The 13,142-nt window shown below is 53.0% G+C and carries 14 protein-coding genes; 7 read left to right on the top strand and 7 right to left on the bottom strand.

From position 1 onward, the window contains the following. Window positions 1–235: 235 nt before the first annotated feature. Together ABUK73_RS20945 and ABUK73_RS20940 are read right to left on the bottom strand one after the other, a co-directional pair. Complete coding sequence (locus ABUK73_RS20945) at window positions 236–1,186, bottom strand: sensor histidine kinase (protein ID WP_353578964.1); 951 nt, start codon at window positions 1,184–1,186, stop codon at window positions 236–238. A 422-nt stretch (window positions 1,187–1,608) separates the two neighbouring features. Next, window positions 1,609–2,274 (bottom strand): response regulator transcription factor, encoded by a 666-nt coding sequence (locus tag ABUK73_RS20940; RefSeq protein WP_353578963.1) that lies wholly within the window; start codon window positions 2,272–2,274, stop codon window positions 1,609–1,611. 131 nt (window positions 2,275–2,405) lie between these two features. Between ABUK73_RS20940 and ABUK73_RS20935 the strand changes: the two genes are divergently transcribed. Next, a complete protein-coding gene (locus ABUK73_RS20935) occupies window positions 2,406–2,903 on the top strand; it encodes a hypothetical protein (RefSeq protein ID WP_353578962.1) in 498 nt (165 codons plus the stop codon). A gap of 137 nt (window positions 2,904–3,040) precedes the next feature. On the opposite strand, the gene ABUK73_RS20930 is transcribed toward ABUK73_RS20935, so the two are convergent. The 3 genes from ABUK73_RS20930 to ABUK73_RS20920 form a co-directional block, all read right to left on the bottom strand. Further along, entirely contained in the window at window positions 3,041–3,319 is a 279-nt protein-coding gene (locus ABUK73_RS20930) for a helix-turn-helix transcriptional regulator (protein WP_353578961.1), read from the bottom strand. Window positions 3,320–3,335: 16 nt separating this feature from the next. Next, on the bottom strand, window positions 3,336–4,658 hold the full coding sequence (locus tag ABUK73_RS20925) for a type II toxin-antitoxin system HipA family toxin (RefSeq protein ID WP_353578960.1): 1,323 nt from the start codon (window positions 4,656–4,658) through the stop codon (window positions 3,336–3,338). A gap of 373 nt (window positions 4,659–5,031) precedes the next feature. Beyond that, entirely contained in the window at window positions 5,032–5,277 is a 246-nt protein-coding gene (locus tag ABUK73_RS20920) for a BrnA antitoxin family protein (RefSeq protein ID WP_113089532.1), read from the bottom strand. Window positions 5,278–5,559: 282 nt separating this feature from the next. On the opposite strand from ABUK73_RS20920, the gene ABUK73_RS20915 reads away from it, so the two are divergent. Then, entirely contained in the window at window positions 5,560–6,453 is an 894-nt protein-coding gene (locus ABUK73_RS20915) for a DMT family transporter (RefSeq protein ID WP_353578959.1), read from the top strand. Between the two features lie 61 nt (window positions 6,454–6,514). Here ABUK73_RS20915 and ABUK73_RS20910 read toward each other — a convergent pair whose 3' ends face one another. Together ABUK73_RS20910 and ABUK73_RS20905 are read right to left on the bottom strand one after the other, a co-directional pair. Further along, window positions 6,515–7,120 (bottom strand): Fic/DOC family protein, encoded by a 606-nt coding sequence (locus tag ABUK73_RS20910; protein WP_353578958.1) that lies wholly within the window; start codon window positions 7,118–7,120, stop codon window positions 6,515–6,517. A gap of 67 nt (window positions 7,121–7,187) precedes the next feature. Next, window positions 7,188–7,391, bottom strand: a complete 204-nt coding sequence (locus tag ABUK73_RS20905) for a hypothetical protein (RefSeq protein ID WP_353578957.1) — start codon at window positions 7,389–7,391, stop codon at window positions 7,188–7,190. 291 nt (window positions 7,392–7,682) lie between these two features. Between ABUK73_RS20905 and tssI the strand changes: the two genes are divergently transcribed. Genes tssI through ABUK73_RS20880 form a run of 5 tightly spaced genes read left to right on the top strand, consistent with a single transcriptional unit; the run spans window position 7,683 to window position 12,191 of the window. Further along, the gene (tssI, locus tag ABUK73_RS20900) at window positions 7,683–9,836 is read left to right on the top strand and encodes a type VI secretion system tip protein TssI/VgrG (RefSeq protein ID WP_353578956.1); all 2,154 of its coding nucleotides are present in this window, start codon (window positions 7,683–7,685) and stop codon (window positions 9,834–9,836) included. Between the two features lie 11 nt (window positions 9,837–9,847). Continuing rightward, the gene (locus ABUK73_RS20895) at window positions 9,848–10,309 is read left to right on the top strand and encodes a hypothetical protein (protein WP_353578955.1); all 462 of its coding nucleotides are present in this window, start codon (window positions 9,848–9,850) and stop codon (window positions 10,307–10,309) included. Continuing rightward, window positions 10,306–11,271, top strand: a complete 966-nt coding sequence (locus tag ABUK73_RS20890) for a hypothetical protein (RefSeq protein WP_353578954.1) — start codon at window positions 10,306–10,308, stop codon at window positions 11,269–11,271. Before ABUK73_RS20895 ends, ABUK73_RS20890 begins: the two co-directional genes overlap by 4 nt. 2 nt (window positions 11,272–11,273) lie before the next feature. Beyond that, window positions 11,274–11,816, top strand: a complete 543-nt coding sequence (locus ABUK73_RS20885) for a hypothetical protein (RefSeq protein ID WP_353578953.1) — start codon at window positions 11,274–11,276, stop codon at window positions 11,814–11,816. A 36-nt stretch (window positions 11,817–11,852) separates the two neighbouring features. Next, window positions 11,853–12,191 carry a PAAR domain-containing protein gene (locus ABUK73_RS20880; RefSeq protein WP_353578952.1) on the top strand — a complete coding sequence of 113 codons (339 nt, stop codon included), beginning with the start codon at window positions 11,853–11,855 and terminating at the stop codon, window positions 12,189–12,191. Window positions 12,192–13,142 lie beyond the last annotated feature (951 nt).

Raw genomic sequence — 13,142 nt, 5'->3', positions numbered from 1 at the left:
GACCAGTGACTGTTGGTCGTCGCAAAGCGTAACGTTTCGGAGCTGGAGCGTCTGAGCCGACTGCACGGTGTGTCGTCACGCCATCGTCGGTCCGACTTTCTAGATGTCTTTTCTCGACGTGCAAATCGGACGTATGGTCAAACGCAGTATCGATGACAACCCACGCGCTGAATTCAGCCTCTTTGCGCATTGCCGAGACATGACTGTTGGTGACGGTTCGATCGTCACGGCTCATCTAGCCGAGCGTTTCCCCGTCTTCCCATGATGCCGGGAGGGTCACCACCGCCTCAAATCCGTTCTCGATATTTTTGAGCAAAACCGTTCCGCCATAGAGCTCGGTAATTTCCTTTGCAATTCCCAGACCAAATCCGCTTCCCGTCACCCGTTCATCCAGTCTCAAGCCGGGACGGAAGGCCAATTCTATCTTGTCTTCGGATATGCCAGGACCATCGTCTCTGATTTTGATTTCGATGAATTGTCCTTTTTGCTCTGCAAAAACAGTGATCGTTGTTGCAGCCCATTTGAATGCGTTATCGAGAAGGTTGCCGAGAACCTCGTCCAGGTCTTCCGGGTCGCAGCGAACACCGATGTCACCCTCGACGTCGCAGCGAAGGGAAAGGTCTTTGGCTCGATAGACATTTGACAGAACGAGAAGGAGATCGTTGAGATGCGAACGGACGATGGTGTGCTGATCGGCTAGCTCGGCAACCGCGGCCTTGCGCGCGTCCGCTAGATGGTGGCGAATTCGCCGGTCAATGCGATGAACAAGATCCCTTAAGCCGCCGTCCGGGTCGTTTTTTTCATTCAGACCAATCGTCAGGCTGGCAACGGGTGTTTTCAGGCCATGAGCCATGTTGGCGAAATGGATGCGCGTGTCCTCCAGACGCCGGGTGTTCAATGCAATCAGGCGATTGATCTCGATAGACACCGGCTTCAATTCGTCGACACCGGCATCCGGCAGGCTCGCTTTGTTTCCACTTGAGACCGCGCCAATATCGGTTGCAAGGCGAATGAGCGGCTTGAGGCCAAAGCGCACTTGAAAATATGTCCCTATGAGAAGACTAACGCCTAAGAGCAGCATGGCAGGCACCAGCCACATCAGTGAGCGCAAGGCCGGATCGGTCAACGCCGATTGCGGTGCAGAGACCGTGATCTGTACTGATTGATCGCCAACTTGCGCCTGCAACGTTCTGACATAGAGCGCTTTGCCGTGCGCATCTCCGGCCTCGCTCGGTCGGGGCCTGCTCGTTCCAAGGTCACGCCAGTCTGGGCGGCGGCGTGGCTCAAGACGATCGGTCTGCAAAGAGCGAGAGGACAAGCTGAGATTTTGGGATGTCACCTGCCAGTACCATCCAGATCCCGGCCGATCAAAAGGTGGCCCGTTCAACTGAGCATCAAGTCTCACTGAGCCGTCTTCACTGAGGCCAAGCGCGCTTCGCAAACCTTCGATCTGGGTGTCGAGCCGTTGATCGATTTGCTCGCGAACGACGCTTGCAACGATAAACCAGAGGATCACGGATGCAACAAGGACAGCGCCTGCCACAAATGCGATGGAAAACGCAATCAGGCGCCCGGCAATCGACCGTGGTTGTTGGCGGCGCCAGAACCTCATGATGATGCTGCCGTCAACATGTAGCCTCTGCCGCGAACCGTTTCTATGAACTCAGCGCCAATCTTTCGGCGCAGTCGCGCAACGATGACTTCGATTGAGTTTGATTCCACGTCGGCGTCGCCATCATAGACCCGCTCCATCAGTTCGCTCCGATCCACGATCACTTCTTTGCGCAGGATGAGACATGAGAGCACGCGCCATTCAAGGGCCGTCAGTTTTAACGGCACACCGTCTTTTTCAAAGGTGCCCAGCTGGGCATTGAACACAATCGAACCGCAGGTAACGATCGCGCTTGCATGATTGTTGGCCCGCCGAACGAGAGCCCGAAGCCGCAACACGAGCTCCTCGACCCTGAAGGGTTTGGCCAGGAAGTCGTCAGCGCCGGCTTTGAAGCTTGCAACCTTGTCAGGCCAACCATCGCGCGCGGTCAGAACCAGCACCGGAAAGGTGCGGCCCGCTTCGCGCCACGAGGATAAAACCGCGACACCATCGATCTTCGGCAGCCCCAGATCGAGGACAGCGACATCGAAGGCTTCGGTCAGGCCTGCATGCTGCCCATCTTCACCATTGCGCGCGATATCAACCACGAAGTTTTCGTTTCGCAGGCTGCTGGCAATGCGGCTGGACAGGTCGCCGTCGTCTTCGACAAGGAGTACACGCATAGGAAAATTTTACTCCGAATGACGAGGCTTTTTATGATGCTCACGCTTAACTCAAGCTGAACCAGATGGTTCAGCCTGCTGGCGGCACCGTCTTGCTAAAAAAGGTCATCCACAAACAAAGGAGACCTGAAATGTCGATCACATCTGGACCGGAAACCACGCAGAGCCAAGGCGAAACCCATAAGCCACATCCTCAGCCAAAAAAGAGACACGCAGCTGCCGTGGCGCTCGGTGCTTTTGCAATCCTCGCCGTTGGCATTGCAGGCGGCGCTGGCGCCATGAAGCTCACACGCCCGTCCGCTGAACTTGCACCGCTTGCTCCGACCGCAATTTCTGCCATGTCGGAAGACAGCTTGATCAGTATCAAAGGCAAGGTCGCGGAGATATTTGGCAACAAGTTTATCGTCCAGGACGATAGCGGGCGGGCTCTGGTTGAAACCGGACCTGACGGTGAGGGCGGAAGGATCGTCAAGCCGGATGAGGTCGTTACTGTCCAAGGCCGTTTCGATAACGGTTTTCTGCATGGTAGCTACATCGTTCACGAGGATGGCAAGACAGACGAGCTCGGGCCTGCGGGCAAACCTCCGCGCGGCCCTGGACACGGCCCGCTCAAGCACCTTTTGCCGTAAGTGTGCCGTCAAGCAGATGAGAAAGAGCGTCCGGCATTTTCCGGGCGCTCGTTCACGCTTCCGGTGGAGTTGGTAGAAGGGAGGCGTGGTCTGGCGTGCTCTTGCGGATTTCGTTCTCGCGCAATTTAGCTTTTGCATCAACCGCTTTTGGGTACGAAACCGATTCCGAACCCGAAAAGCCTGCCGATCTTTTCTAATGTTTCGAGCGTCGGGTTCCCTGTTCCTGTTTCGATCTCAGCGACTTGGCGCCGGGTAAGCGATAGCGTCCTGGCGAACTCTTCTTGCGTCATACCGAACCCTTTACGGATTTCTAGCACAGCACTTGGCAGCCTTAAGTCCCCAGTTCGAGCGCGCTCCGCCAGTGTTCGCCGGTTCTCAAGAATTTCCTCTTTTGTGGGTTTTTTCCAACGAGCCATCACCTGTTCCCCGCCATCACTGGCATGTCTCTAAAACACTGTCTGCGATTTCGATACAGCGTCCCATTGCACGCCCTAGAATCTCCGGAGATGCTCCCAGATCTTTTGCTATGGCAGGAACTTGGCGCAGATGTTCGGCAAACTTGGCGAGTGCAGTTGCTAGCACCTTCTGCTCGGCAGGATCAGGTGCCAATTCACCGCAAATGCTTCTCCAATCGGGACGATGATCGCGACCGCTTTCACGCATAGTTGCCCATCGTGTGGAGCGAACAATCCCCTCCCTGGCCAGCCGCATAGGGGCGAAATCGAAGAGCGGAGACAAACGTATCGTGCCCTCCTGGTGTTTGCTTAGCGCACTATTGCGGCCGTGATTATCAGGATTGCCAAGGGCTTGGTTTGCAATGTCGCGCTTCAAGTATTCAACTATGTCCGAGAAAGGATCAGCCGAATATCGACGTAGAACGTCGATATAGGCCTCATGTGTGCCGATATGTCCGAAATCGGCCACGCCAATCGCTGAAACGAGACTCTCTTGCCCCAACCGCACAGTGCCACCGCCTTTTCTCTTTTTCCTGTCGAAACGGGGAATGATCAAGACGCCTTCGGCATAGGTCGACGGCTCGTGGACATTAAGGCCGATCTCGCGAGCAATCCGCGAATAGAGAGCTTCTCCTTCGAGTATAAGGCGATCCACAGGTTCGTTGCTGCGCACCAGTTTGACGATGATATGGCGCACAGCCTCTTCATCCCCCACGAAGCTGTCAGGATAATAGAGCCCGTTATCTGCCTGGGTCATTGAGACCTTCGGCCACTCGCCTTGCAAGCCACTGGAGCCTGAGGCGAGCATGCCGAAGCGGTCGGCTACTTCCATGAAGCGATCCGACCGTTCACGGATTTCCACTTCTGTTACCCCTTGGCGCTCAACACCGCGTAGCCGCTCTGTTTCTTCGTCTGACGCTTCTTTGATCCGAATATTGCCTATACCGCCTGTTGCCGATCGTAACAGCAGCGGGAGATCGGAGGCGCGCGAACTTTCAGCAAGGCTAAGGTGCTCCGCAAGCTTTCGCCTTGCGTGCCCCTGCGGCATAAGATCCAGGAGGAAAGGCGGCCAGTTGCCGCTATATCGATTTTCTAAATCAACAGGATAACAGACAGATAAGGCGTGACGGTCGCGGACGGTTTTTCCGGCTGCGAATTCCGCCGATGCCACATTGACGAAATAGTCGATATCGTAATCGACAATAGACGCGCCCCGGAAGCCGGCGTCGTCGTCTTTCAGTTCTAGCGTTGCCGCACGGTGCCACGCGTCGTCAAAATGGGTTTGGAGCGTGAAGCGCATTGATTGACCCTCTTAGTGGGACAAGTAATGCGATTTACGAATTTATTCAACCCATTTTAATGGGTAAATATCAACACATCAATCGGTGATGACTGGAACGGCGACAAGTTGGGTGCTTATTCCGACATTCGTTCCCACGGGAGTTCTTCGATGGTATCTACGCTCCGAATGGCGCGATAAGAGCAATTTGAGCAAACGCAAATCTCACACCGTGCCTGGCGCGCGACGATAATCAGGTCCGCCACGCATTTCTTTTGGCTGCCGGTATAATCCGGGACCTGCACATTGTCCTCGATAGCAAAACAAGAGTATCCGTCGTTACAAACCGCAATGTCTCGTTGTAACTGAGACTTGGCCTATGCCGGCTGTCGGCTCAATCCTCGCTGTCGCGCCGGGCCAACATTTGGATCCTCAGACAATCGTTGATCCGCTCCTGCCAGCCCGGTCCATCTTCCTGGAAATATGCCAGGACGTCACTGTCGATCTTTAAGGAAACGAGCTCCTTGGTCGTTGGGATAGCGCGTTTCTCCACGGCGGGTGCCGCAGCCTTTTTGGGAGCGGCAAACAGAGCTTCGGCGGCATCTCTTGGATCGAGCGGTCTGCGGGGCTTTTGTGCCATGATGTGCTTTCTAACGGCCAGTGCACGCAAGCGAGCGCCATGGACAAATGAGAGATCGTTCAGATGAACAATTGAAGGACTGAAATGCCCAATATGCAGTGTAAGGTGTATCAGGCCCGATGTCGATTGGTCGGTCAGTGAGGCTAGTCGCCAGTGACCACACTCAAGGAGTTCCTTCACCAGATCATCGACGGAACACCTCGACGGAGGCTGCCGCAATTTGATGGATCGTCACACCGGACTGGGCTAGTACAGATCATCAGCAGTATCGTGGTGACGTGCATGACAGGATCATTGGAAGCAAGGCCGCTTTTCGGCATCGGGCTGGCGGCCATGGGCTACTCTTGTTTTGCTTTACAGGATGCACTCGTCAAATGGCTTGTCGAAAGCTACGAGGTCCCGCAAATACTCTTCGTGCGAAGCGTCGTCATCGTGCTGATCACCGGCATACTGGCACATCGCTACCGCCACCCCTCCATCCTCAAGAGCAAATATCGCGGCACCGTCGTTCTTCGCGCAGCACTCATGCTCACCGCATGGATGCTGTTCTACAGTTCGGCGCGATATCTGGGGTTGGCGGAACTCACCACCCTCTATTTCTCCGCGCCCATCATGGTCATGGTCCTCTCCATCTTCGTGCTGAAGGAAAAAGTCGGCGCTGGCCGCTGGATAGCGTGCGCGGTGGGCTTCGTCGGAGTCGTCGTGGCCGCCAATCCGGCCAACTCTCCAAACTGGCTCCCAGCAACACTCTGCATCGTCGCAGGCTTCTGCTGGGCGTGGAGCACCATCCTCATTCGCCTCGTCAGCAAAAGCGAAACGACACTGACGCAAATGTATGCCACAAGCGCATTGTTCGGCATCGCCTGCGCACTGTCCTTGCCCTGGCTCTGGAAAAACCCGGATGCGCAAGGCTGGCTTCTCATGATCGGGGTCGGGCTAGTCTCGACATTAGGGCAATATCTTCTCTACGAAGGCTTCAGACACGCGCCCGCATCATCGCTCGCGTCAGTCGAGTATACCGGCATGATCTGGGCGTTCATCTATGGTTACGCCATCTGGACGGAAGTGCCCGCAATCAACGTCTTCATCGGCGCAGTTCTTATCGTCGCGGCAAGCCTTGTGCTTGTCGGGTGGGAACGGCGGAATATGAGGACGGCAAAGGAGCGGATTAGCTGATTGCTGCGAAGGTGATGCTAACACGCAGCAACCGATATTAGAGCCTCAACGGTCCCAATACCTATTCTGTCATCAGCTTCGTTAGCCGCTTCTCCAGCAACGCAATCAATGGGTTCAGATTGTCGGCAAGGAAACCTGCCTCTGCTGCCGCGTACCATTCCCGTTGGTCTTCAGCGCGAAGATCGAGATCATAGCCCGCGTTCTCGGCAATCATTTGCAAGAACAATCGCTGTACGCGCCCGTTGCCTTCTATAAATGGATGCGCCGCATTTATTTCGTTGAAGAAACTCGCGGCGTTTTCCGCAAACTGTCGTTTTTCGAGCCCGCAATAGTAATTCGAGCTTTTCAGATGCTCGAATTGTTTTTGAATCCATGAAGCTATGTATGCAGGCTTGGCGAACGCGGCATTTGGATTCCTGCTCGTCGTGTAAGTTCGCTCCATCCCCGCCCATTCATAAATATCCTGAAAGAGATGGCGGTGAAGTGCTTTCAGTCCATCATACGAAAGCTCCATGGCGTGCGGAGGGATGGTCTTCACCCTTATCGCAACGATCTGCGCTTCAAACCGGCTGAGTTCTTCCCCGTTTCTCGCACCCAATAAATTGATTGGAACCCTCGGCTCAGAGCCGGGATACATATATCGCTCGTAAATAGCCTTTTCGTTCACGTAGCTCTTCGCTTTAAATAAAAAACGCCCCCAAAATGAGAGCGTTCACAATATCCGTAGACGTTTATTAAGCAGCAGCGCGATTGCGTTGTTTTGCCATCTGCACGAGCCGAGCAATCTGCTCATCATCAGCAACACCAGCCGCATTCCATTCTTCAACTAAAGCGGCGAGCGCTTCATCCTTCTGAACGCCCTCAATCGCATTGTTGGCGTGCATCTGGTCGATGCGCCATGCAACGTCTTTGGCTTCGTTCGAGGAAAAGCGGTTCATATAGTGTGCCTCCACTGTTTCTAACAGCGCGATTTCGATACAATTCGCGCTTACAATGTCCTCAAACTTTAGAGGATTCCCGTGAAACTCGCAACGTGAAATAGGTGGTGGCGACCAGAGTGAGCATGCCGGAAGCTAAATTCTCCTAGCATGGGTGCATTATGCGGTTGTCGGTACATCAAATTGGATGCGGGAATATCCCAAAACTTGTTTTTGACACAATTAATGATTGTTTTTAGCCTGCAGTTTGAAGTTAGATTGTTATTTAAAGACTTGTGTAGAGGTTCTTAGATGACCGAGCAGCCATCGTCCGCCGATTTTATCCAGGCCAGCCGTGTTTTGAAGGTCAAGTCGCCGCTTGGCGAAGATCAATTGCTGCCAGAGCGGATGGAGATCAGCGAAGGCGTATCGCAACTCTTCGAGATACAGCTGAATGTTCGCGCCAAGAAGGAAGCGGTCAAGCCGGAAGAGCTGATCGGCAGGCTGGTCGATGTCTCGATTGAAGTAAGCCAGGGCGAAGGCGAAGATGGCGGTGGCCGCCGTCCGTTCAATGGTCTAGTGACGGAACTGCATGAAGGCCCGCCCATCACCCGTGGCCTGCGCTCATACTCGATGACCATCCGTCCGCAAATGTGGTTGCTATCGCGCCGCTCCGATTGCCGCATCTGGATGGACAAGACATCGATCGAGATTGCCGAAACACTGTTTTCCGAACACGGCATTCCAGCCCCTGATACATCCGGCATCATTTCTCCGCCACCGCCGCAGCACTACAGCGTCCAGTTCAACGAACGAGACCTTGACTACCTCCTGCGCCGTTTCGAGGAGGACGGTCTTTTCTACTGGTTCAGCCACGAAGACGGTTCTCACAAGCTGCATGTGGCCGATAGCGCCAATGGTTGGCTTGGACCATCATCGTCTGCACAGGGCGAAGGCAAGGTGCGACTGGCACAGGGCTCATCGGACCGCAACCACATCAACGACTGGGCCCGCCGCTTTTCCTATGTGCCGGGCCAGCGCGCCGGTGCCGACTGGAATTTCGAGACACCGGGCATGGTACCGGGCACGATGACACCATCGCTGGTGCAGATGCCGGATGCAACCAAGCGCGAGCTTTACGAATATCCCGCCCGTATCAAGACCGTAAAAGAAGCAGAGCGAGCGCAAAAACTGCGCACTCAATCGTCAGAAGCCGACCACGACCGCGTCTTCGGTGCCTCCACCTCCCGCATTCTGGAAGCCGGCCGTCGCTTTACCCCTTACGAGGTCGCGCATCCCGAACATGAATACGAAGAGCATGTGATCATCAGGGCAAGCCACACCATCGTGGACCGGTCATACGAAACCAATAGCAACGAACCGGAATACCGCAACGCCTTCGAGGCGATCCCCGCGAGAGTACCGCTCACCCCGCACCGCTCGACCAGGCGTCCAAAGATCGAGGGTACACAGGTTGCGATTGTTGCAGGTCCCGAAGGTGAAGAAATCCACCCGGATCAATATGGCCGAATCAAGCTGTGGTTCCCGTGGGACCGCAAGGCCAAGAAGGATGGAACGGATACGTGCTGGGTCCGCGTAGCCCAGAACTGGGCAGGCTCCACCTGGGGCGGCCAGATCATCCCACGCATCGGCATGGAGGTGATGGTCGCATTTGTGGATGGCGATCCCGACAGGCCTTTGGTGACGGGGGTGGTGCCAAACCCGGCGAATGCAGTGCCCTATGACCTACCGGCCAACAAAACGAAGAGTACGTTCCGAACCAACACGCATAAGGGTGTTGGGTTTAACGAACTGTCTTTTGAAGACGACAAGGGACGTGAAGAAATCTATGTCCACGCCCAAAAAGATCGCAACGAGAAGATTCGTAACAATCATACAGAGCAGATCGACAACAACTGGGTGCAATCTGTCGGGCACAACAAGTCAATTGAGGTTCGCAATAACCACCATGAAGTTGTTGGTGGGAATATGATGGTGACTGTGGGACCGAGCGGCATTGGAAGGATTGTAAACTCACTTCTCGCGTCACTGGTATCGGGTATCGGCGATGTTGCCAGAAATCTCGGTTTCCCAGGACTGCTTAACCCCGGGGAAGGCAACTTTTCGCTTATTGTTGAAAAGAACAAAACTGAAAGCGTCGGGATGTTCAATGCGATCAATGCGGGGGTTGGGATGGCCACAAACGTCGGTATGTCATACAGCGTCAATGCCGGTACTCGTGTAAATCTTATGAGCAACGATACCATGTCGTTCACCGCTCAAAATAGTACAACGGTGCATAGCGGCGGAGAGCTCCATCTTACCTGCGGAAAAGCCAATGTCCTTATGCATGAAGACGGCACGGTGGCAATCAGCGGTAGTAAACTGTTTCTTGATTTCGATGAGATTGAAATCAATGGAGATCAGCGTATCGTAATCAACGGCGGAAGGATCGACCTCAATTGACTATGCGGAAAATGAAAATTCTTGCTGTAGCTTGCGCGGCACTCACGGCCTTCACTTCGTCTTCATACGCGCTAACCTGTGAAGTAGATCCGGCGAATTTCGAATTTACCTCAGATAGTCCCTCTACCTTTAATATTGGAATGAAAGAGGACGTCGATAAGGCGTATAACGCGCTCTCTAACTCTATTGAATCCTTAGAGAGCTATCAGAAAACGCAGATTTTTTATTCCAAAGGCTACGAGCGCATCGCTCAATACGAGTGCAGCGAGGATAAGTGCCGTTCGTCTGAAATTTTGCAAGGTTTGCAGAAATGCAATGCTGGCGGAATGAGCAAAGCCGACGCATGCTATCCCTTGGCAGTTGTGTATCACAAAAAGCTTTATTGTCTGCTGTTCCCAGGACAAACAAATTTCGATCCGTCAAAGCCGTTCATTCCATACATTCCCTTCAAAACAAACCAAGGCGTCCAATGAGTAACGCTTCTTTTCCCTACGGCAACGACCTGTCTAATCCGACGGGATGGGCAGGTCTGTACAGCACTAAGTCTCAATCATGGCTGATTGGATATGACAGCGGCGCTTCCTTGATTCTCGGTGCGCATACATTCCTTCTGTTCGGAAGAGAGAATTTATGTGCCTGTGTCGCTTCATTTTATGGCGCGGGCTTAACGGCTGGTTACGGCATGTCAAAGGCTGCAAAAAAGATCGAGAGAAGTGGCGGCCAGTCGAACAGGCTGGGGCAATCAGGCGGCGCATCCGAGCAACTTGAACGGTTGGAGAAGGTGAAAGACTACAAAGACCTTTCCGAAATCCCTCAGGCTGGCGACGAGTTCGATTCGGCTCAAAAAATCTACCGATCATTGGCCGCACAACACAACGGGATGAGCGCTCTGAAACCCTTCTCGCTATATGATCTTGACTACACCTTCGGTTGGGTGTCGGGCGCGTCCGTGGACGTTGCTGTCGGCACAGGCACATACTATCTGGCGGATGCGCGCAATCTCTTCAAAGGGGCAACAGCGTTGAATATAAAGGGCGGTGCGACATTGATCGGCGCGTCCCTCGGATCGATGATGGGGTTCTGGAGGATCAAAAAATGGTACTCACTGTGGAACGAACTTTATCAGTCGAGACAGGAAGAATATCCGTTCCAAGCATACAATGTTCATCCGTATTTTCGGGAATGGAAGTCGGAGGAATACACGTACCAAAAGCAAATGGAAATCATCCAGCAGCAAGATAAAATCATCAACTCCATTACATCGGACATGCTGCAGCGACCTCAGCATTACGGTTTCCCCGATTCCAATTATGCGCTCCAGCGTTCCGTTGAGATGACCGAACAATTTTATGCGGGACAACGGGCACCTGGGACAAACCCATTCCTTCCTTGGGTTAATAGGGATCAGCAGCATATATTCTACGAGGGACGATAAGAATGCTCTCGACCCCGGTCACATTTTCTGACGGATCCAACCCTCTTGGCGTCTGGCTGGAGCTCCATTCGACCGCTAGGCAGTGGAAGAGCACCTACGTCGATTTTCTGGGTGATACCAGATTGAACTACGAGATTGCTCTACGCGCCATAGCGTCTCAACATAAGGTGCTGTCAAATCTTTTGGAATTTCCTGCTGAGCGTTGGCGAATGATATGCGATGGTCAGGGGTGGACGCCCGTTGGCTGCTCGGCACTTTCCTGGTGCCAAGGTGAAGTATCTCTCGGCGAGATTGTGGGAAGGGCCAAAAGTATTGGCTGGGAGATTAGTCCCGAGTTCTGCGGCGATTTTGCAGCGCTAATGATCAATCCCGCGAAGATCCCGGATGGTAGTCTGTCGCCGCTACTGCGAGCCGGGTGGGAAGACTTTGCTGTTGCCCTTGTCATCGCATCGCGACCGACGCAGCAATCGCCCAAAATTGATGAACCTGATGAAAATCTTGTTGGTCCCATTTCTCGCCAAGTTTTACGGTTCCGTGCAAAGTAAGAAGCGAGATATCGTAATTCCGTATGGAGGATATAAGTGGCTCAAGCTCATCGCCGGGCAGACATTGGCTCTGCGCACTCATGTCACTTCCCCCCTACACCGGCCACGGGTGGCAGCCGGGATGTCTTTGTAAATGACCAGCCACTAGTGGGGGTCGGTGACGCCTACGAACTCCACGGATGCCCGTCATGCCCCAAACCTTCCCATGCGCGGTCGCGTGCATCCGGTTCAGCCACAGTATTCATCAATGGGAAAGCTGCCGGACGGGTCGGAGATGCCATTGACTGCGGAGGCAATGCGCAGACAGGTTCTTTTAATGTATACAGTGGTGATGATAGTAGCTGTGCAAGACCAAACGATGGGACACCTTTCTAAGCAAGCATGGCAAAGTTTGCCGACAGTCCTCGAACCAGCTATTCCCGGTGAGTTTGGAGCTCTGGACCTGTAAGATGCATCTAGGGTGTAAACCTCAAGGCGGGGAGTGGTAGTTAGTGATTGTTTTGGAGCTTATTATTCGCTGCGCCGCGCTGGTTTCTGTGAGCCTTTTGATCGCCAATCAAGTCCTTGTTCAATGGAGAGAATATTTATTTTATAAAGCGAATGGATGGGACTTTTCGGTCGAAAGCGGACACGATAAATTAAAGGTCGATAAAAAAATACAAGTTTACGATTTGAGTTTAAACAATTGGCAGCGATTCTACATATTCCGCCCCGCATTCTTAATTTGCGTCATATTTTTTTTAGCTTTTATGATTTGGTCTTTATTGTAGATTTGTTTCGGCGAGGTACTTGACCGCGCGAAAGGCGGCGGAGAGTGACGCCAGCTGGACAGCAAAAGATTAATTCAGATCAGCATCTTACTTCGTGGCATCTGGGGTCATCCTTTCGCGCCGAAAGAGAGGTGGCACATATATACAGTTGCGAGGAGCTTTCAGCGCCCCGTTGAAATGGCTTGTTTTGCTTATGGTTTGACGAGCAACGAATGGTGATGACGCGAGCTCAATGAGTTGCGTGAACGAATAGGTGTTTCTCTTGTTGAAGGAAAGAGGTGGAACCGAAATATAAAACATAAATATATAAAATCGCTAAATTCATATACTACATATATATACTTACAGATCGAATTGTCGCGTTAATATATAAATTACCTGCAGTTGAACATGCGGATAATCTGGATAAGTGAGCGTATTTTTTGACGGAAACCAGACAGAAAGCTCGAAATCGACTGCAAATGAAGGGATTTGGCTGTGCGCACGAAAATGGAGGGAAAGCAGGAGGGTTTTCGGTACTCAATTGAGGCGGATGGAGATTATAATAACAGTATCA

It is taken from the genome of Agrobacterium vacciniicorymbosi (assembly GCF_040427045.1).
Taxonomy (GTDB): domain Bacteria; phylum Pseudomonadota; class Alphaproteobacteria; order Rhizobiales; family Rhizobiaceae; genus Agrobacterium.
Note: the sequence above shows the minus strand (reverse complement) of the source record. Positions and strands in the feature narration are given on the sequence as shown.

Excerpts from the sequence above, each read along its gene's own strand:
- ABUK73_RS20940 (WP_353578963.1), bottom strand. The coding sequence starts at position 2,274 with ATGCGTGTACTCCTTGTCGAAGACGACGGCGACCTGTCCAGCCGCATT.
- ABUK73_RS20935 (WP_353578962.1), top strand. The coding sequence starts at position 2,406 with ATGTCGATCACATCTGGACCGGAAACCACGCAGAGCCAAGGCGAAACC.
- ABUK73_RS20930 (WP_353578961.1), bottom strand. The coding sequence starts at position 3,319 with ATGGCTCGTTGGAAAAAACCCACAAAAGAGGAAATTCTTGAGAACCGG.
- ABUK73_RS20925 (WP_353578960.1), bottom strand. The coding sequence starts at position 4,658 with ATGCGCTTCACGCTCCAAACCCATTTTGACGACGCGTGGCACCGTGCG.
- ABUK73_RS20920 (WP_113089532.1), bottom strand. The coding sequence starts at position 5,277 with ATGGCACAAAAGCCCCGCAGACCGCTCGATCCAAGAGATGCCGCCGAA.
- ABUK73_RS20915 (WP_353578959.1), top strand. The coding sequence starts at position 5,560 with ATGACAGGATCATTGGAAGCAAGGCCGCTTTTCGGCATCGGGCTGGCG.
- ABUK73_RS20905 (WP_353578957.1), bottom strand. The coding sequence starts at position 7,391 with ATGAACCGCTTTTCCTCGAACGAAGCCAAAGACGTTGCATGGCGCATC.
- tssI (WP_353578956.1), top strand. The coding sequence starts at position 7,683 with ATGACCGAGCAGCCATCGTCCGCCGATTTTATCCAGGCCAGCCGTGTT.
- ABUK73_RS20895 (WP_353578955.1), top strand. The coding sequence starts at position 9,848 with ATGAAAATTCTTGCTGTAGCTTGCGCGGCACTCACGGCCTTCACTTCG.
- ABUK73_RS20890 (WP_353578954.1), top strand. The coding sequence starts at position 10,306 with ATGAGTAACGCTTCTTTTCCCTACGGCAACGACCTGTCTAATCCGACG.
- ABUK73_RS20885 (WP_353578953.1), top strand. The coding sequence starts at position 11,274 with ATGCTCTCGACCCCGGTCACATTTTCTGACGGATCCAACCCTCTTGGC.